At 37.6% G+C, this 19,352-nt stretch carries 15 protein-coding genes and 1 pseudogene; 11 read left to right on the forward strand and 5 right to left on the reverse strand.

Going from position 1 to position 19,352, the window contains the following annotated elements; genetic code table 11:
• Nucleotides 1-5: 5 nt before the first annotated feature.
• From bioF to aroG, 7 genes are all read left to right on the forward strand, one after another.
• Complete coding sequence (bioF, locus tag AC6H0J_RS05960) at nt 6-1,148, forward strand: 8-amino-7-oxononanoate synthase (protein ID WP_005629012.1); 1,143 nt, start codon at nt 6-8, stop codon at nt 1,146-1,148.
• A 9-nt stretch (nt 1,149-1,157) separates the two neighbouring features.
• The gene (locus tag AC6H0J_RS05965) at nt 1,158-1,805 is read left to right on the forward strand and encodes a DUF452 family protein (protein ID WP_005629010.1); all 648 of its coding nucleotides are present in this window, start codon (nt 1,158-1,160) and stop codon (nt 1,803-1,805) included.
• The gene (bioC, locus tag AC6H0J_RS05970; RefSeq protein ID WP_005629008.1) at nt 1,793-2,572 is read left to right on the forward strand and encodes a malonyl-ACP O-methyltransferase BioC; all 780 of its coding nucleotides are present in this window, start codon (nt 1,793-1,795) and stop codon (nt 2,570-2,572) included. Before AC6H0J_RS05965 ends, bioC begins: the two co-directional genes overlap by 13 nt.
• A gap of 12 nt (nt 2,573-2,584) precedes the next feature.
• Nucleotides 2,585-3,226 (forward strand): dethiobiotin synthase, encoded by a 642-nt coding sequence (bioD, locus tag AC6H0J_RS05975; RefSeq protein ID WP_005629006.1) that lies wholly within the window; start codon nt 2,585-2,587, stop codon nt 3,224-3,226.
• Between the two features lie 81 nt (nt 3,227-3,307).
• The gene (gene lolD, locus AC6H0J_RS05980; RefSeq protein ID WP_005629004.1) at nt 3,308-3,991 is read left to right on the forward strand and encodes a lipoprotein-releasing ABC transporter ATP-binding protein LolD; all 684 of its coding nucleotides are present in this window, start codon (nt 3,308-3,310) and stop codon (nt 3,989-3,991) included.
• Nucleotides 3,991-5,241 (forward strand): lipoprotein-releasing ABC transporter permease subunit LolE, encoded by a 1,251-nt coding sequence (gene lolE / locus AC6H0J_RS05985; protein ID WP_005629002.1) that lies wholly within the window; start codon nt 3,991-3,993, stop codon nt 5,239-5,241. The genes lolD and lolE overlap by 1 nt, the downstream gene beginning before the upstream one ends.
• 217 nt (nt 5,242-5,458) lie before the next feature.
• On the forward strand, nt 5,459-6,547 hold the full coding sequence (gene aroG / locus AC6H0J_RS05990; RefSeq protein ID WP_005629634.1) for a 3-deoxy-7-phosphoheptulonate synthase AroG: 1,089 nt from the start codon (nt 5,459-5,461) through the stop codon (nt 6,545-6,547).
• Nucleotides 6,548-6,601: 54 nt separating this feature from the next.
• Here the strand turns inward: aroG and AC6H0J_RS05995 are convergent.
• The 4 genes and pseudogenes from AC6H0J_RS05995 to purE form a co-directional block, all read right to left on the reverse strand.
• Nucleotides 6,602-6,743, reverse strand: a pseudogene (locus AC6H0J_RS05995) (IS3 family transposase); the annotation flags it as partial.
• A 461-nt stretch (nt 6,744-7,204) separates the two neighbouring features.
• On the reverse strand, nt 7,205-8,395 hold the full coding sequence (locus tag AC6H0J_RS06000) for an amino acid aminotransferase (protein ID WP_005629636.1): 1,191 nt from the start codon (nt 8,393-8,395) through the stop codon (nt 7,205-7,207).
• Between the two features lie 139 nt (nt 8,396-8,534).
• On the reverse strand, nt 8,535-9,623 hold the full coding sequence (gene purK / locus AC6H0J_RS06005; protein ID WP_005629638.1) for a 5-(carboxyamino)imidazole ribonucleotide synthase: 1,089 nt from the start codon (nt 9,621-9,623) through the stop codon (nt 8,535-8,537).
• Between the two features lie 68 nt (nt 9,624-9,691).
• Complete coding sequence (gene purE / locus AC6H0J_RS06010; RefSeq protein ID WP_005629640.1) at nt 9,692-10,186, reverse strand: 5-(carboxyamino)imidazole ribonucleotide mutase; 495 nt, start codon at nt 10,184-10,186, stop codon at nt 9,692-9,694.
• Nucleotides 10,187-10,346: 160 nt separating this feature from the next.
• Here purE and pepN point away from each other — a divergent pair, with 160 nt between their 5' ends.
• Both pepN and metE read left to right on the forward strand, forming a co-directional pair.
• Nucleotides 10,347-12,956, forward strand: a complete 2,610-nt coding sequence (gene pepN, locus AC6H0J_RS06015; RefSeq protein WP_497513130.1) for an aminopeptidase N — start codon at nt 10,347-10,349, stop codon at nt 12,954-12,956.
• 198 nt (nt 12,957-13,154) lie between these two features.
• Nucleotides 13,155-15,425, forward strand: a complete 2,271-nt coding sequence (metE, locus tag AC6H0J_RS06020) for a 5-methyltetrahydropteroyltriglutamate--homocysteine S-methyltransferase (protein WP_005629644.1) — start codon at nt 13,155-13,157, stop codon at nt 15,423-15,425.
• Between the two features lie 202 nt (nt 15,426-15,627).
• On the opposite strand, the gene AC6H0J_RS06025 is transcribed toward metE, so the two are convergent.
• A complete protein-coding gene (locus AC6H0J_RS06025; RefSeq protein WP_497513132.1) occupies nt 15,628-17,220 on the reverse strand; it encodes a phosphoethanolamine transferase in 1,593 nt (530 codons plus the stop codon).
• Between the two features lie 268 nt (nt 17,221-17,488).
• Here AC6H0J_RS06025 and pyrD point away from each other — a divergent pair, with 268 nt between their 5' ends.
• Nucleotides 17,489-18,508, forward strand: a complete 1,020-nt coding sequence (gene pyrD, locus AC6H0J_RS06030) for a quinone-dependent dihydroorotate dehydrogenase (protein ID WP_005626510.1) — start codon at nt 17,489-17,491, stop codon at nt 18,506-18,508.
• A complete protein-coding gene (rnm, locus tag AC6H0J_RS06035; RefSeq protein WP_005626507.1) occupies nt 18,508-19,332 on the forward strand; it encodes an RNase RNM in 825 nt (274 codons plus the stop codon). Before pyrD ends, rnm begins: the two co-directional genes overlap by 1 nt.
• The last annotated feature ends 20 nt before the right edge of the window (nt 19,333-19,352 follow it).

Raw genomic sequence — 19,352 nt, forward strand, 5'->3', positions numbered from 1 at the left:
AAAAAATGGATGTTTTCAAACAACAACTGGAAAAGCTTAGCACACAAAATCAATATCGTTCAATTCCAGATTTAGTTCATCAAGGACGATATATTACGCGAGAAAATCGCAAAATGCTGAATATGTCATCTAATGATTATTTAGGTTTGGCATCAAATGAAAACTTGCGCCAGTCTTTTTTACAGCAATATGGCGATAATTTCCCTTCTTTTACCAGTTCTTCGTCTCGTTTATTAACGGGAAATTTTCCTATCTATACCGATCTCGAGCAGCTCATTGCTCAACGTTTTCAACGAGAAAGTGCTTTATTATTTAACAGTGGCTATCACGCCAATCTTGGTATTTTACCGGCGTTGACGACAACAAAAAGTTTAATTTTGGCAGATAAATTAGTGCATGCGAGCATGATTGATGGCATTCGTTTAAGTCAATGTGAGTTCTTTCGTTATCGTCATAATGATTATGAACATCTAAAGAGTCTGCTCGAAAAAAATGCCGGAAAATTTGACCGCACTTTTATTGTGACAGAGTCCGTTTTTAGTATGGATGGCGATGTAGCTGATTTGAAGTATCTTGTTCAATTAAAAAAACAGTTTCCCAATACTTATCTTTATGTGGATGAAGCTCATGCAATAGGCGTTTACGGTAAAAACGGATTAGGTATTGCCGAACGAGCTAATGTGATAGCTGATATAGATTTATTGGTTGGCACTTTTGGCAAAGCCTTAGCTTCAATGGGCGCTTATGTCGTCTGTGATCAAATATTAAAAGAGTGTTTAATTAATCAAATGCGTCCATTGATTTTTTCAACCGCACTTCCACCGTTTAATGTGGCGTGGACTCATTTTATTTTTGAACGATTACCACAATTTTCAAAAGAAAGAACGTATCTTGAGCAGTTAAGTGCATTTTTACGCCAAGAAGTGGAGCATAGAACCCAAATAATGCCAAGCCAAACTTGCATCGTTCCCTATATTTTAGGTGAGAACGAAACAACCCTTACCAAGGCGAAAGCTCTGCAAGAGCAAGGTTATTATTGCTTGCCAATTAGACCACCGACAGTACCAAAAGGTACATCCAGAATACGATTGTCTTTGACGGCAGATATGACAATAGATGAAGTAAAACAGTTTGTGGCATGCTTATAAGGAAATAATGTGAAAACAAAATTTTATGATCATCAAGGTGAGCATTTAATTGTGTATTTTGCTGGCTGGGGAACACCTCTTGATGCTGTGGCTCATTTGATTTTGCCAACAGATCATGATTTATTAATTTGCTATGATTATCAAGATTTGAAGTTAGATTTTGATTTTTCTGTCTATCAGCAAATTCGTGTAGTCGCATGGTCAATGGGTGTTTGGGTGGCAGAGCGAGTATTACAAGGAATCACCTTACAATCTGTCACAGCAGTGAATGGCACAGGTTTACCTTGTGATGATAGCTTTGGTATTCCCTATGCTATTTTTAAAGGTACGTTAGATAATCTCACAGAAAATACTCGTTTAAAGTTTGAACGTAGAATTTGTGGTGACAAAGTATCTTTTGAACGTTATCAACAATTTTCTGCACGACCATTTAACAAAATTCATCAAGAACTCACCGCACTTTTTGCGATGATTAAGCAGGATAAACGCACCGATCTTATTCACTGGACAAATGCATGGGTTAGTTCTCGCGATAAAATTTTTACGCCAGCTAATCAGCACCAATATTGGGCATCCCGTTGTGCCGTTCAGGAAATAGAGGGTGAGCATTATGTGTTTTCAAGATTTACCCACTGGTTGGCATTATGGAATCATTAACTTCCGTAAATAAATCGCGTATTCAACAAGCCTTCCAAAAAGCCTTAAATAGCTATGATGAACATGCGTTAATTCAACAAAAAATGAATATTAAGTTAATGATGCATTTGCAAGACTATTTACCAAATGGGTCATTAGATAGCGTTTTGGAACTCGGTTGCGGTTCTGGTATGTTGAGTACGTTGTTGCAGAAACAGATTTCAGCCAATTATTGGTTGTTTAATGATTTGTGCGATGTACGCTCTCTACTCGCTGAAAAGCTGATTCAACCTTTTGATTTTTCTTGCGATGATGCGGAAAACTTTCCTTTTCAACGACGATTTGACTTGATTGCTAGTGCATCAGCCGTTCAGTGGTTTCATCATCCTGACAATTTTATTTCCCATTGTAAAACAGGATTGAAACCTAATAGTTTATTGGCGATTACGAGCTTTGGTGAAGACAATTTAAAAGAGATTCGCCAAATGACGAATGTGGGGTTAAGTTATCCGAATTTATCTCAATGGAAAAATTGGCTAGCCAATGATTTTGAGCTTTTATGGTGTGACGATTTTACTGTAATACTAGAGTTTGATACGCCATTGGATGTACTCAAACATCTGAAATATACCGGTGTAACAGCGACTAACCAGAAAAATTGGACAAGAAAAAATCTCAATAAATTTATTGATGATTACTTACAGGCTTTTAGTTTGCCATCGGGTAAAGTGGGGTTAACTTATCATCCATTGTTTTTTATCGCACGTTATTCTGGTGCTGGAAATTAGTAAGGCGTATTTATGGGCAAGGTTATTTTTGTATCGGGCATTGATACCGATGTAGGTAAAACGGTTGCAACAGGCATTTATGCTAAAAAGTTGATGGAACAAGGCTTTTCCGTTATTACACAAAAAATGATTCAAACAGGCTGTAAAAATATTGCTGATGATTTGCTTGTACATCGAAAGATTCAAGGCATTGATTTGACGGAAGAAGATTTACAAGGCAACACCTGCCCTTATCTTTTTGAATATCCTTGTTCTCCTCATTTAGCGGCAAAGCTCGAAGGGCGAGAAATTAATGAAAAAACTATTGAAAAATCCACCGCACTTTTGACAGAAAAATATGATTATGTGTTGCTGGAGGGGGCCGGTGGGTTAATGGTGCCTTATTGTGACGATGCGACGACGTTAGATTATATCCAGTCAAATAATTATCCTTTGATTTTAGTGACATCGGGAAAATTAGGTAGCATAAACCATACATTATTAAGTTTGGAGGCTTGTCGTTCTCATGGGGTATCAGTGCTAAGCGTAATGTATAACGGTTATCCAGAATACGATCCTATCATTAGTCAAGAGACGCAAGGTTATTTAAAGGGTTATCTTAAAAAATATTTTCCTGAAACGGAATTTGAATGCTTTGGGCGCATTGAAATTTAAGCTTAGTGAAAAGTGTGATAGACTCGCGCCAGTTTTTAATGAGATGATTTGCTACTAAAGTGCGGTTAAAACGAGTAAAAAATGAATAACTATTTATTAAAATGCGAAAACATCAATAAATTTTATCAAGAAGGTGAAAATCAAACGCAAGTGTTAAAAGGCGTTTCTTTTTCTATGGAACCTGCAGAGTTGGTTGCGATTGTGGGGAGTTCAGGTTCGGGGAAAAGTACTTTATTGCATACTTTAGGTGGGCTTGATCAGCCAAGTAGTGGGGAAGTGTTTATTAATGGACAATCCTTGCAAAAAGCATCGGCTAATGAATTAGCTGCTTTGCGTAATCGCTATTTAGGATTTGTGTATCAATTCCATCATTTAATGGCGGATTTTACCGCACTTGAAAATGTGATGATGCCGATGTTGATTGGTCATCAAAATAAAACAGAAGCGAAAGATCGTGCCGAAAAAATGCTAAATGCGGTGGGATTAAGCCATAGAATTACGCATCGTCCATCTGCGCTTTCTGGTGGGGAACGTCAGCGTGTGGCGATTGCGCGAGCTTTGGTGAATAATCCATCGTTAGTTTTAGCGGATGAGCCCACAGGGAATCTCGATCACAAGACCACAGAAAGCATTTTTGAACTCATTCAACAACTCAATCAAGAGCAAAATATCGCTTTTTTATTAGTTACTCACGATATGGGGCTTGCTGAAAAATTATCACGTCGTTTAGTTATGCAAGATGGTATTTTGAAGGAAGGTGTGTGATGAATACGCCGTTTTTTATTAGTTGGCGTTATCAACGTGGCAAGCAGAAAAATCCTTTGGTTGCATTAATTGCAAAATTTTCAGCTATCGGTATTGCGCTGGGGGTTGCAGTTTTAATTGTTGGCTTAAGTGCGATGAATGGTTTTGAGCGTGAGCTTAACCAACGAATTCTTGCAGTGGTTCCCCATGCAGAGATTTTATCAGCGCCCAATGCGACGGATCCAACCATTCACCATTGGCAAAATTTGGAAAAACGCTTACAACAAAATGCCCAAATTAAAGGTATTTCCCCTTTTGTTAGTTTTACTGCATTGGTAGAAAATGGCTCGAAATTGAAAGTGGTTCAGGTGAAGGGCATTGAAAAACAAGCAGAAGATCGAGTGAGTTCTCTTGGTAATTTCGTACAAGAGCAAGGCTGGGATAAATTTGGGAAAGAAGGCGGATTAGTCTTGGGATCGGGTATTGCTAGAGAACTTGATGTAAAAGCGGGTGATTGGGTTACCTTACTTATTTCTCAGCAAAACGGCGATGAACAACTTTCTCAACCCACTCGTGAACGCGTGCAAGTCACTGCAATTTTGCGTTTAGATGGACAACTTGATTATAGTTATGCCTTATTGCCGCTTGCTCAAGCACAAGAATTTTTAACTTATAAATCAGATCAAATAACAGGTGTTGAATTGAAATTAGATGATCCTTTTTCTGTTAAAAATCTGGATTTATCTATGCTTAATGATTATCCGCAGATGCTTTATATTCAAAACTGGATTGGTAAATTTGGTTATATGTATCGCGATATTCAACTTATTCGAACAGTGATGTACATCGCCATGGTGCTCGTGATTGGGGTGGCATGTTTTAATATTGTTTCTACGCTGATTATGGCGGTAAAAGATAAGCAGGGCGATATAGCCATTATGCGCACGCTTGGGGCGAATAATGCATTCATTAAACGTATTTTTATTTGGTATGGCTTACAGGCAGGAATGAAAGGTTGCTTAATTGGTATTGTGTTAGGCATTATACTTGCACTAAATCTTACAACCTTTATTCAAGGTATTGAGTGGGTTATCGGTAAGAAATTGTTATCGGGCGATGTGTATTTTGTCGATTTTTTGCCAAGCGAGTTACATTGGTTGGATGTTTTGATGGTTTTAGTTGCAGCGCTTGCATTGAGTTTAATTGCTAGTTTTTATCCAGCAAGTAGGGCTGCTAAATTACAACCAGCCCAAGTATTAAGTAGCCATTAATTTTGTGAATACCGCATGAAAGTGCGGTATTTTTTTGTCTTTTATTCACTCAATATTTCACTTTATTCGGCTTGCAAGCATACGTTAAAGATAGTTTAATAACGAACTTGTAGGTTTTATTCTTAAAAAATACAACGAACTAGTTTACTAGTACAAAAAATAGGTGTAGATTACCTACATAATTAAAACACAACATTTGAAAGTTTGAGAGTGATATATGGCTAAAGAGAAAATTGAAATTGTCGTGGCAAACGACGATATGCGAATTGAAAAAGTCGATCAGGTGTTACCACCCATTGCCTTATTAGAAAAATACCCAGCTAGTGAACATGCTGCGGCATTAGTGAAGCAAACTCGTCATGAGGCACATAATATTATTCATGGTAAAGATGATCGTTTATTAGTGATTATCGGGCCTTGCTCTATTCATGATCCTAAAGCTGCGATTGAGTATGCAAACCGTTTAAAACCATTACGTGAAAAATATAAAGATAGTCTTGAAATTATTATGCGTGTGTATTTTGAGAAACCACGTACAACAGTGGGCTGGAAAGGTTTAATTAACGATCCGTATTTAAATGATACTTATCGTTTAAATGATGGTTTACGCATTGCACGAAAATTACTTTCTGATATTAATGATTTAGGTGTGCCATCTGCCGGTGAATTTTTAGATATGATCACGCCACAATATGTGGCAGATTTTATGAGTTGGGGCGCAATTGGTGCGCGTACGACTGAATCGCAAGTTCACCGTGAGTTAGCCTCTGGTTTGTCTTGTGCTGTTGGGTTTAAAAATGCAACCAATGGTGGCGTGAAAGTTGCTTTAGATGCAATTGGCGCAGCAGAAGCTCCTCATTATTTCTTATCTGTCACTAAATTTGGTCATTCAGCGATTGTTTCCACAAAAGGGAATGAAGATTGCCATATTATTTTACGTGGCGGAGATAAAGGACCGAACTATAGCGCTGAAGATGTGGCAAAAGTTTGCACAGATATTGAGAAATCTGGTCGAATCCCTCATGTAATGATTGATTTCAGCCATGCAAATAGCTGTAAACAATTTAAAAAACAAATGGACGTTTGCCAAGACGTATGTAATCAGATTGCATCTGGTTCTAAACAAATCTTTGGCGTAATGGTGGAAAGCCATTTAGTGGAAGGTCGTCAAGATTTAGTTGATGGCAAAGCTCAGACGTACGGACAAAGTATTACTGATGCATGCATTGGATGGGAAGATTCTGAAAGATTATTGCAACAACTTTCTGATGCAGTTATTGCTAGACGTAAAGTGACGAGTAATTAATTGAAATAGATAGAAGTAGGGTTGATTTTGATCTGCTCCAAAAAAGTTAGACTGTTATTTAAAGGATTGTTTTCGATATTGTATCGGACTCAGTCCTTTTAATTTTAGTTGAATCCATCGGTGATTATAGTAATCCAAAATCTCTGACGGCATCAATTATCTCTTCTCTACTGTTAAATTCCCGACCATAAAAACATTACGTTTTTAATCGCCGCGGCATTGTCCTAGCAATTCCCTTTTCTCTATATACTTTGAATGATGCAATGTTCAGCAAAGATATCGACGATAGACACCTCCGCTTCAAGCTGAAAAATTCTCAAACACAAGCGATCTTCTTCTATTTTAGGTGGAGGTGACATTTTGGTATATTGGTATAGTGAGATTTCATAGAGAGTTGTCCAGATGGTTCACGAAGAATCAGCCTATTTATGCTATTTTGTTCAATGAGTTTCAATCTAGTTCCAACTAATTTTTCTGAGAATATATTGTACGCTTTTCTAATACTGATTTTTCGATTCAGAATAGCCTGGAGAGGCTATCATTTAAATTCTATTGTATCGTATTTACTTATAATAAAATCTGCACCTCAATTGTTGGTTTGGTTAGTCCAACTTTTGGGGTACAGATCAACTTAACCGCACTTTTGCTTTTTATGAATTACAGTACTTTCACAATGCTTTCACATAAATAACGAATATTGTCTTCAGTGATACCGGCCACATTGATACGACCAGAACGAACAGCATAAATCGCAAATTCTTCTTTTAAGCGATCAACTTGTTCAGGTGATAAGCCGCTGAAAGAGAACATACCGTTTTGTTCCATGATAAAGCTGAAATCTTGTTCAGCACCATATTCTTTTAATAACTGAACGAATAAATGACGCATTTTTTTGATGCGTTCGCGCATTTCAGTTAATTCATTTTCCCACTCTTGGCGAAGTTGAGGATCATTTAGCACCGTTGCTACGGTCGCCCCACCGTGAGATGCTGGGTTAGAGTAGAGTGTACGAATAATTGATTTCACCTGTGTTAATGCAGTTGAAGCAATTTCTGCATTTTCAGCCACAAGGGTAAAGGCACCGACACGCTCATTGTATAAACCAAAGTTTTTAGAGAATGAACTCGCGACTAATAATTCTTTATGATTTGCTGCAAAAGCACGCAAACCGTAAGCATCTTCATCTAATCCATTGGCTAAACCTTGATAAGCAAAGTCAAAGAGTGGCAACCAGCCATTTTTAGCCGAAAGTGCGGCTAATTCTTGCCATTGTTCAGGAGTTGGATCAATACCAGTCGGATTATGGCAGCAGCCGTGTAAAAGTACCACATCACCTTCACTTGCTTGGCTTAAATCTTCGAGTAAATGTTCCCAATCAAGGGCTTTACGTTCAGCATCATAATAGCGATATTCACGAATCGTCATGCCCACTGCATTGAAAATCGCATTGTGGTTTGGCCAGGTTGGTGTGCTGATCCACACATTTTGTGCTTTGGTTTGACGTTTAATAAATTCTGCCGCAATGCGTAATGCGCCTGTACCGCCTAAACTTTGTACTGTTCTTGCTCGATTAGATTTAATGATTTCAGAATCTTTACCGAAAAGTAGCGCTTTTGTTCGTTCGTTATAATCTGCAATACCATCGATAGTCAGATAATTCTTCGTTTTTTCCTTATCAAATAAGCGTTTTTCTGCTTCTTTTACCGCACGCATAATTGGGGTTGTGCCTTGCGCATCTTTATAAACACCAATACCCAAGTTGATTTTATTTTCGCGAGTTTCGGATTTGAATGCTTCGCCTAAGCCTAAGATTGGATCGGCTGGTGCCGCTTTGATATGTTCAAACATAGCTTTTCCTTATGTATGTGTTGTGTGGTGGATAATTTTATACTTCAGCCGTTTTATTTTATCAAGAAAGATTTTTATAAAAATTAACCGCACTTTGATATTTTTGAATATTCATCAAAAAGTGCGGTCATTTTTTACATTATTTTAGTTTTTCAATCGCCCAATTTAATCCCGATTGATAGTCTTCCAGTAATTCAGAGCGAAGTTTTTCCAATTGCTGAATAATGACCGCTTTATTAGGATGAGAAAGATTGATATGCCCAACCTTACGCCCAGCTCTCACTTCTTTACCGTACCAATGAAGTTGTGCAAACGGTGTATTAAGCCATGTTGGATTATGGTTTGTGCCGATTAAATTCACCATCACACTTGGCGCGAAAGTTTGTAATTCAGGCGTTGGCAAATCAAGTAGCGCACGTAAATGTAATTCAAATTGGCTAATCGAGCATCCCAGTTGTGTCCAATGCCCACTGTTATGTACACGAGGCGCAAGTTCGTTAATCAATAATTTGTCGCCTACAACAAAACATTCCATTGCCATCACACCAATATAGCCTAGCTTATCCATAATTTTTCCTAGCATGGCTTCTGCTTGCTCTTGTTGTGCGGATTGTTGAGGAAAAGCACTATCAACCACACTGTAACGCAAAATACCATTTTGTTGCAGGTTATGCGTAACGGGATAAAAACGCTTTTCGCCATTTTTAAATCTTGCGCCTACAATAGAAACCTCATAATCGAAAGGAATAAATTTTTCTGCGATCACTTCACCAAATAAGTCATCGGTGATGTCCGCTTTGTTTTCATTGTTGATAATCCATTGACCACGCCCATCATATCCGCCGGTTCTGCGTTTAGCGACGACTTTCTCGCCAACAGTTTGGAAAACATCATTCCATTGCGTTTTATCTTTTAATAAACACCAAGGTGAGGTAGAAAGATTCAGCTCATCAAGCAAGGATTTTTGAGTAAAACGATCGGCCAATAATCCAAATACATGTTGATTAACGAAGTTTTTATGATTGCCGAGTAATTCAGTCAAAGGTGTTTTTTCCCAGCGTTCAATTTCCGCCGTGATGATCGCATTTTCAGGTAAGTCAAAAACTGGGGCATTGAAGGCTAAAGGTTTAACATAAATATCTAAAGGTGCGCCCGCGTAACGTAACATTCTGCCGAGTTGTCCGTTGCCTAGTACATAAACGGTTGGGTATAAGGTGGAGTTTTGCATAGTATTTCTCGTTAAATTTACGAAAAAACAACCGCACTTTAAAAGTGCGGTCAGATCTGAAGATATTTTTATGTGCGTGGATCGGGATTGTCCAGTACAGTATGAGTTTGGTTTTCACGGAAAGATTGCAAGCGTGAAAGCAATTCTTCATCCCAACCTGCTAGAATTTGGGCGGCTAACAATCCTGCATTTGCCGCACCTGCAGGGCCAATTGCTAATGTTCCTACTGGGATTCCTTTTGGCATTTGCACAATTGAATAAAGGCTATCTACGCCACTTAACATTGAACTTTTTACTGGTACGCCCAGTACCGGCACAAGTGTTTTGGCTGCGATCATACCGGGTAAATGTGCCGCACCGCCTGCACCAGCAATAATTACTTTGTAGCCATTTTTTTGTGCATTTTCAGCAAATTCAAAAAGTTTATCAGGTGTACGATGGGCCGAGACGACTTCCACATGATAAGGTACTTTTAATTCATCTAAAATCTGAGTTGCCTCTTGCATGGTAGCCCAATCGCTTTTGGAACCCATTACAACGGCAATTTGTGCAGTTTTTGACATGCTATTTTCTCAATTTTTTAATTAAAAACGTTTCGTAGAATAGCACATCTTACATATATCAAGCAAACGTTTGCTAAATGGGTTTTATAGGAAAATACCATTGCAACTTTAAGGATAAAATTTTATCCTAGGCACAATTTTTATAAGAATAGGGCAAATTATGTTAGCCAAAGCAAAATATAGAAAAGATTACAAACAACCAGATTTTACGGTCACAGACATTTATTTAGATTTTCAACTCGATCCTAAACATACTGTGGTTACGGCAACCACAAAATTCCAACGCTTAAATGATGAAGCGACTTCTTTACGTTTAGATGGGCATAGTTTCCAGTTTTCCTCTATTAAATTTAATGGTGAGCCATTTTCTGCCTATCAACAAGATGGCGAGAGTTTAACGCTCGATTTAAAAGGTAAAAGTGCGGAAGAATTTGAACTTGAAATTGTGACCTTCCTTGTACCAGCCGAAAACACTTCATTACAAGGGCTATATCAGTCTGGCGAAGGTATTTGTACTCAATGCGAGGCGGAAGGTTTCCGTCAAATCATTTATATGCTTGATCGCCCAGATGTATTGGTTCGCTATACAACCAAAATTACGGCAGATAAAACCAAATATCCATTCTTACTTTCTAATGGCAACCGCATTGCAAGTGGTGAATTAGAGGATGGTCGTCATTGGGTTGAATGGAATGACCCATTCCCGAAACCAAGCTATTTGTTCGCTTTAGTGGCGGGTGATTTTGATTTATTACAAGATACCTTTACGACAAAAAGTGGTCGTGAAGTAGCCTTAGAGCTTTATGTGGATCGTGGCAATCTTAACCGTGCAACTTGGGCAATGGAAAGTCTGAAAAAAGCGATGAAATGGGATGAAGATCGCTTTAATTTAGAATATGACCTCGATATTTACATGATCGTTGCAGTGGACTTCTTCAATATGGGCGCAATGGAAAATAAAGGGTTAAATATCTTTAACTCTAAATTCGTGTTGGCCAATCCACAAACGGCAACAGATGAGGATTATCTTGCTATTGAAAGTGTGATTGCACACGAATATTTTCATAACTGGACAGGCAATCGTGTTACCTGCCGAGATTGGTTCCAATTGAGTTTGAAAGAAGGCTTAACAGTTTTCCGTGATCAAGAGTTTTCTTCAGATACAGGTTCGCGTGCGGTGAATCGCATTAATAATGTGAAATTTTTACGCACCGTACAATTTGCCGAAGATTCAAGCCCAATGTCACACCCAATTCGCCCTGAAAAAGTGATTGAAATGAATAACTTCTATACCGTGACAGTATATGAAAAAGGGGCAGAAGTGATTCGTATGTTGCACACTTTGTTAGGTGAGCAAGGTTTCCAAAAAGGGATGCAACTTTATATTGCTGAAAACGATAGTAAAGCGGCAACCTGTGAAGATTTTGTTTCTGCGATGGAACGGGCAAATAACCTCGATTTAAATCAATTCCGCCGTTGGTATAGCCAATCAGGTACACCAGAATTATTGATTAGCGATGCCTATGATGAACAAACCCATACTTATCGTTTAACCGTTTCGCAATCTACGCCGCCAACTGCGGATCAAATGGAAAAAGTAAATTTACATATTCCATTAAAAGTGGCGCTTTATGATGCGAACGGCACGAAACAAATGCTGCAACATAATGGCGAACTCTTGAGTGATGTATTAAATGTCACAGAAAAAGACCAAGTCTTTGAGTTTCATTGCATTTACGGTCGCCCCGTTCCTGCATTGCTATGTGATTTCTCTGCGCCAGTAAAACTTGATTATGATTATAAAACCGAGCAGTTATTAGGCTTGCTTAAATTTGCAGATAATCAGTTTATCCGTTGGGATGCGGCACAAATGTTATTTACGCAAGAATTACGTCGTAATGTTGTGCGTTTCCAACAAGGCGAGCCACTAGAAATTTCCCCTGAAATGTTGACCGCACTTTCTTATGTTCTGAACCATTATGAGAAAGATATTGAACTGGCAACCTTAATTCTCACGCTGCCAAAAGAAATGGAATTTGCGGAAGGTTTCAAAACTATTGATCCTGATGGTATTTCAGCCGCAAGAGAATTTATGCAAGCACAAATTGCCGAGACTTTAAAAGATGATTTCTTGCGTGTTTATACCCATATTCGTCTTGATGAATATCAGGTTACGCAACAAGACATCGCCTTACGTGCAATGCGTAATCTTTGCTTAACTTATTTGGCTTATACCAATTTGGGTAACAACTTAGTCCAAAAACACTACAATAATGCGAATAGTATGACAGATACATTGGCGGCATTAAATGTTGCAACTAAAGCTGCATTACCTTGCAGAGATGTATTGTTAGCTGATTTTGAACAAAAATGGCAACACGATGGATTAGTGATGGATAAATGGTTTGCATTACAAGCCACTCGCCCAGATGAAAATGTGTTGGAAATTATTCAGTTATTAATGGATCACCCAAGTTTTAACTTCAATAATCCAAACCGTTTACGTGCATTAATTGGTAGTTTTGCAAATCATAACTTAAAAGCATTCCATCATATTAGTGGTTCTGGCTATCGCTTCTTAACGGATGTCTTAATTCGTTTAAATGAAAGCAATCCACAAGTAGCTGCGCGTTTAATTGAGCCATTAATTCGTTTCTCACGTTTTGATGCACAACGTCAAACACTAATGAAACGTGCTTTAGAACGCCTAAGTATTGTAGAAAATCTTTCAAAAGATTTATTTGAAAAGATTGAGAAAGCGTTGCAGTAAAAGTGCGATACATTTTGCAATAGTTTTGGGGCATTTAATATGCCCCTTTGTTTTATATAGAGCTTTAATATTAATTTCTTTCATGCAAATCCTGAAAATAATAAGTTTGCATAATATAGTGAGATGGCGCATTCTATACCCGTACAGACGTTTAGCCGTCTAAATGATTAAAAAGATTACTTTAAAACGGGAGTTATTATGACAACATCACATATCTTAGGCTTTCCTCGTGTAGGGGCGAAACGCGAATTAAAATTTGCACAAGAACGTTATTGGCGTAAAGAATTAGCCGAGCAAGATTTATTAGATTTAGCGAAAGCATTACGTGAAAAAAACTGGAAACATCAAGCGGCTGCCAATGCGGATTTCGTTGCAGTAGGCGATTTCACGTTCTACGATCATATTTTAGATTTACAAGTGGCAACAGGGGCAATTCCTGCTCGTTTTGGTTTTGATAGCCAAAATTTAACCCTTGATCAATATTTCCAACTTGCGCGTGGTAACAAAGATCAATTCGCGATTGAAATGACTAAATGGTTTGATACGAACTATCACTATCTCGTGCCAGAATTTCATAAAAATACACAATTCAAAGCTAATCCAGCACATTATGTAAACCAAATTCGTGAAGCAAAAGCCTTAGGTTTAAACTTCAAACCAGTGATTGTTGGCCCATTAACATTCTTATGGTTGGGTAAAGAAAAAGGCGAAGCATTTAACCGTTTCGATTTATTAAATCAATTAGTGCCTGTTTATGTTGAAATCTTAAATGCATTAGTGGCTGAAGGTGCGGAGTGGATTCAAATTGATGAACCTGCATTAGCATTAGATTTACCTACAGAATGGGTTGAAGCCTATAAATCTGTTTACACTGAATTAAGCAAAGTGAATGCTAAATTATTGTTAGCTACTTATTTTGGTTCAGTTGCAGAACACGCTGAGTTATTAAAAGCCTTGCCTGTTGCAGGCTTGCATTTAGATTTAGTGCGTGCACCAGAACAGCTTGCTGCATTTGAAGATTACAGCAAAGTGTTATCAGCTGGTGTGATTGAAGGTCGTAATATCTGGCGTGCAAACTTAAATAAAGTGTTAGATGTATTAGAGCCATTAAAAGCAAAATTAGGCGAGCGTTTATGGATTGCACCAAGCTGTTCATTATTGCACACCCCATTTGACTTAGAAGTGGAAGTGCAATTAAAGGAGAAAAATCCTGCACTTTATAGTTGGTTATCTTTCACGCTACAAAAAGTAGAAGAATTAAATGTATTAAAACAAGCCTTAAATCATGGCAGAGCGTCTGTACAAGCAGCATTAGATGCAAGCCAATCGGCAGCAGATGCACGCGCAACCTCAAAAGAAATTCATCGCCCTGAAGTAGCGGAGCGTTTAGCAAACTTACCAAAAGGTGCGGATCAGCGTAAATCGCCATTTGCAGAACGTATTGTTAAGCAAAATGCATGGTTAAATTTACCGCTTCTTCCAACTACAAACATTGGTTCATTCCCGCAAACGACAGAAATTCGTCACGCCCGTGCAAGTTTCAAAAAAGGTGAATTATCCCTTTCAGATTACGAAGCGGCAATGAAAAAAGAGATCGAATATGTAGTGCGTCGCCAAGAAGAATTAGATTTAGATGTGTTAGTTCACGGCGAAGCAGAACGCAATGACATGGTGGAATACTTTGGGGAATTATTAGATGGTTTTGCCTTCACTAAATTTGGTTGGGTACAAAGCTACGGTTCACGTTGTGTGAAACCACCAGTAATTTACGGTGATGTAACCCGCCCAGAGCCAATGACAGTACGTTGGTCTCAATATGCACAAAGCCTCACAAACCGTGTAATGAAAGGAATGCTCACAGGCCCTGTGACTATTTTACAATGGTCATTCGTGCGTAATGATATTTCACGTTCAACCGTATGTAAACAAATTGGCGTGGCATTATCTGATGAAGTGTTAGATTTAGAAGCAGCGGGCATTAAAGTTATTCAAATCGATGAGCCAGCAATTCGTGAAGGTTTGCCACTTAAACGTGCAGATTGGGACGCATACTTACAATGGGCAGGCGAAGCATTCCGTTTAAGCTCAATGGGCGTGCAAGATGATACGCAAATTCACACTCACATGTGTTATTCCGAGTTTAACGATATCTTACCTGCGATTGCAGCATTAGATGCAGACGTAATTACCATTGAAACTTCACGTTCAGATATGGAATTATTAGATGCCTTCGTGAAATTCAACTACCCGAATGACATCGGTCCTGGTGTGTATGATATCCACAGCCCACGTGTACCAACCGCAGGTGAAATTGAACACTTATTACGCAAAGCGTTAAAAGTAATTCCAAAAGAACGTTTATGGGTAAACCCAGACTGTGGTTTAAAAACGCGTGGTTGGATAGAAACCATTGACCAACTAAAAGTGATGGTGGATGTAACGAAAAAATTACGTGCGGAATTAGCGTAAGTAATCATACAGAAAGAATAATTATCAAACATAATATAATTAAAGCCGAATCCGATTGGGTTCGGTTTTTTATATAGCTAATTTTCTTTGAATTATCAACCGCACTTTTAGAGCATTTTTCCTGAATAAAAAACTCAGCAGAAATATCTACTGAGCTTTCTTTAATGTTTTTTCAATTTAAACTTTTTATCAAGATAAAGTATTATTTTCTATTAGGATTAATAAAAGCTGGTGGATTTGCTGGTTTAACAGAAAGATAGCCATAATCACCAGTAATCATGTGTGAATTAATGACACCATTTTCACAACTAGATATAGGCATATCAAATCCCATAATATTGATAACTAAAGTTGAAAGTTGTTGATGGAATAATCGCTTACACTGATCGAATTCTTTTAATTTTTGTTGGATCTTTTCATTTTTTGTATAAATAAATACTGGTACAAGATATTGATCTTCCGCTGTTGTTCCCTGGTTATAATGATTTTTTGTGACAAATTGTCCATGGTCTGAAGTATATATTAGAATATAATCGTCTTTTCCACGTTTTTCTAGATAATTGTATACCTTCTGGATTAATTGATCTGTATTGTATACTGTGCTGTCATAATTATCTAATGGTGAACCATCTTTAAATATTTTTTCTTCTTCGGTTAGGTATTCAGCATAAGGACCATGTGAACCTCTCTGATGTAATACAATAAAATTCTTTTCTTTGTTAAGATCAATCTTCTGTAATAGAGGAAAAAGTTTATGATCATTCATTCCTTGCTCTGGTGATAAATCTAGCTGTGTTGGGGTGATTTGGTGATTCATCCAACTTTTTCCCATAATACTCATAATCATCATTGCACGTTCTGGTTGTGCAGTATAAAAATGAGTATCAAATCCTTGGAGTTTTGCTAGTTTGAAGAAATTCGTATCGCCTTTCATTATTTGTTTTAGTCCATTTGGACGGGGAATTGCATTGAAAAGTGCAGGTACAGAGATGGCGGTCATTAAGCCTGCACTATACGCTTCTTTTAATAAAACATTAGGATTTTCGTTGGCTAATTGTCGAATAAAAGGCATAGTTTCTCGTTCATAACCGAAATAATCGACGTGTTTTGAACTTAAACTTTCTCCCATAATAAAAATAATATTTTTTACATCAGGTGAAGATATAATTGAGGGCGTTGGGTGTAAATAGTCTTTTACTTGACTTAAGTTGAATGTTTCATAAGGAATAACTTTTCCGATAAAATTACCTACAGAAAAGAAATTACTTTTTACTCTAGAGTAAGCAGGATTTGAAGTAACGCCTAATTCTTGCGTAGAATAAAATGATCTACTAAATAAGTAGAGGAATAAGCAAATAAATAAAATATCAGATATACAATACTTGCTTACTTTTCTTGTAGGATATATAAATAATGCAGAAATAAAAATAATAGTTTCCAATAAGGAGTAAATTACAGGTGGTCCAACTCGATCTAACATTGTAATACCAACATGAGAGACTTCCCCAATTTCTTTGAACATCAGGAAGTAATTTGTGCCATTGATCCAATTATCATATACTGCGTAATGTCCAGAGTTAATAATCACAGAGGATGCAAAAAATAAACAAACTAAGAATTTAGTGATTTTATATTTTGAGAAAAGAAGAAAAATTATAAGTAATAAGTTAATGCTGTAAGTTTCAATATAACGAGCAAGAGGGGGGATGTTAAATATATTTCGATAAATTATTTCGCTAATAAATAGTATTAGGGGATAGGCTAATATGATAAATAATTTTGAACTAGACTTCATTGTTTCTCCAATTAGTTAAGCTGTTTTATTTTTTAATAATAATCATTACTAATAGAAAAATCAATGTTAATTTTTTATTAAAAAAATATAAAATTTTATATGTTTATGATAACTCTAATGAGAAATAGAATGATTTTTTATTAATTAGATTTTTTATTATTTGCACATTATCTTTGTTCCTCGTAGAATACGATCAGTCTTCCCCTTAAAGTGTGGTGAAAATTGACCGCACTTTCTTACAGTCAACTATCCCGAGAGATAAACGAGTATGTATCAATTATTTCGCCACGGCATTTTCCAAATGGATGCTGAAAAGGCTCATAATTTCACAATTCAATGCTTGAAATTAGCCGGTAATCCTTTATTTCAACCGATTTTAAAATCTATTATTCATGTTCCCAAAGGCTTTCCGAAAACGGTAATGGGTGTGAATTTCCCTAATCCCATTGGATTGGCGGCAGGAGCGGATAAAAACGGCGATGCGATTGATGGTTTCGGTGCATTGGGTTTCGGTTTTCTCGAAGTAGGAACTGTCACGCCCGTTGCACAAGATGGGAATGCAAAGCCACGTCAGTTTCGTTTGATTGAAGCTGAAGGCATTATTAACCGTAATGGCTTTAATAATAATGGTATTGACTACCTTATAGAAAATGTGAAAAACGCACGTTATAAAGGTGTGATTGGCATCAATATTGGTAAGAATAAATTCACGCCTTTGGAACAAGGCAAAGATGATTATATTTTCTGTTTGAACAAAGCCTATAACTACGCAGGTTACATTACTGTGAATATTTCATCACCCAATACACCGGATTTGCGTCAGTTACAATATGGTGAGTATTTCGATGATTTATTGCGAAGCATCAAGGATCGTCAAGCTATTTTGGCAAACCAATACAATAAATATGTGCCGATTGCGGTAAAAATTGCACCAGATTTAACGGAAAGTGAATTAGTGCAAATTGCGGATACGTTGGTTCGTCACAAAATGGATGGAGTTATTGCAACCAATACTACAATTTCTCGTGATACTGTAATGGGGATGAAAAATGCGGAACAGCAAGGCGGATTAAGTGGAAAGCCGTTGCAGCATAAAAGCACAGAAATTATTAAGCGATTACATCAAGAACTGAAAGGTCAGATTCCGATTATTGGTAGCGGCGGCATTGATGGGTTGCAAAATGCGCAAGAGAAAATTGAGGCTGGTGCAGAGTTGTTACAAGTTTATTCAGGATTGATTTATCACGGTCCAAAATTAGTAAAAGAATTAGTAAAAAATATTAAATAATGACAAAAAAATACGACTTACATTGTCACAGTACGGCATCAGATGGGGTGTTGAGTCCAACTGAATTAGTGCATCGTGCTTATGCGCAAGGCGTGAACGTGCTTGCATTATGCGATCACGATACGATTTCGGGTATTGATGAAGCTGAGATTGCAGCGAAAGAAGTAGGCATTGAATTCATTACCGGAGTAGAAATTTCCACAAATTGGGAAGGGAGGGGGATCCATATTGTAGGATTAAACTTCGATAAAACTCACCCCAAAATGACCGCACTTTTGCAAAGCCAAAAAGCATTACGTGAAAAAAGAGCGGTGGAAATTGGCGATAAATTAGAAAAAGCAGGGATTCCTCATGCTTATGAAGGGGCTAAAGCCTTAGCCTATGGCGAAGTGACGCGTGCTCATTACGCACGTTATTTGGTACAGATTGGTAAAGTATCTAATGATGCTCAAGCCTTTAAACGCTATTTAGGGCAAGGAAAATCGGCATTTGTCAAAGCAGAATGGACTGATATTCCCACGGCGATTGAGACAATCCATGCATCAGGCGGTATAGCCGTTATTGCGCATCCATTACGTTATAACATGACGGGGAAATGGGTGCGTAAGCTGATAACCGATTTTAAGGCTTGGGGCGGTGATGGCATGGAAATGGCGGATTGTGGTCAGGCAAAAGATCAGCGTCAAATGCTTGCTCGTTGGGCAAAAGAATTTGAACTGCTGGGATCGGTTGGATCGGATTTTCATTTTCCTTGTGGTTGGGTAGAGTTAGGAAAAAATTTAGATTTAGTTGATGGTGTCATCCCAGTTTGGGAAAAATTTTAGTCAGATAAAGAATGTTCAAA

The sequence above is a fragment of the Haemophilus sp. THUN1691 genome (assembly GCF_059704425.1).

Bases quoted from the DNA above. Each gene is read 5' to 3' on its own strand.
- bioF (WP_005629012.1), top strand. From the start codon at position 6: ATGGATGTTTTCAAACAACAACTGGAAAAGCTTAGCACACAAAATCAA.
- bioC (WP_005629008.1), top strand. From the start codon at position 1,793: ATGGAATCATTAACTTCCGTAAATAAATCGCGTATTCAACAAGCCTTC.
- bioD (WP_005629006.1), top strand. From the start codon at position 2,585: ATGGGCAAGGTTATTTTTGTATCGGGCATTGATACCGATGTAGGTAAA.
- lolD (WP_005629004.1), top strand. From the start codon at position 3,308: ATGAATAACTATTTATTAAAATGCGAAAACATCAATAAATTTTATCAA.
- lolE (WP_005629002.1), top strand. From the start codon at position 3,991: ATGAATACGCCGTTTTTTATTAGTTGGCGTTATCAACGTGGCAAGCAG.
- aroG (WP_005629634.1), top strand. From the start codon at position 5,459: ATGGCTAAAGAGAAAATTGAAATTGTCGTGGCAAACGACGATATGCGA.
- AC6H0J_RS06000 (WP_005629636.1), bottom strand. From the start codon at position 8,395: ATGTTTGAACATATCAAAGCGGCACCAGCCGATCCAATCTTAGGCTTA.
- purK (WP_005629638.1), bottom strand. From the start codon at position 9,623: ATGCAAAACTCCACCTTATACCCAACCGTTTATGTACTAGGCAACGGA.
- purE (WP_005629640.1), bottom strand. From the start codon at position 10,186: ATGTCAAAAACTGCACAAATTGCCGTTGTAATGGGTTCCAAAAGCGAT.
- pepN (WP_497513130.1), top strand. From the start codon at position 10,347: ATGTTAGCCAAAGCAAAATATAGAAAAGATTACAAACAACCAGATTTT.
- metE (WP_005629644.1), top strand. From the start codon at position 13,155: ATGACAACATCACATATCTTAGGCTTTCCTCGTGTAGGGGCGAAACGC.
- AC6H0J_RS06025 (WP_497513132.1), bottom strand. From the start codon at position 17,220: ATGAAGTCTAGTTCAAAATTATTTATCATATTAGCCTATCCCCTAATA.
- pyrD (WP_005626510.1), top strand. From the start codon at position 17,489: ATGTATCAATTATTTCGCCACGGCATTTTCCAAATGGATGCTGAAAAG.
- rnm (WP_005626507.1), top strand. From the start codon at position 18,508: ATGACAAAAAAATACGACTTACATTGTCACAGTACGGCATCAGATGGG.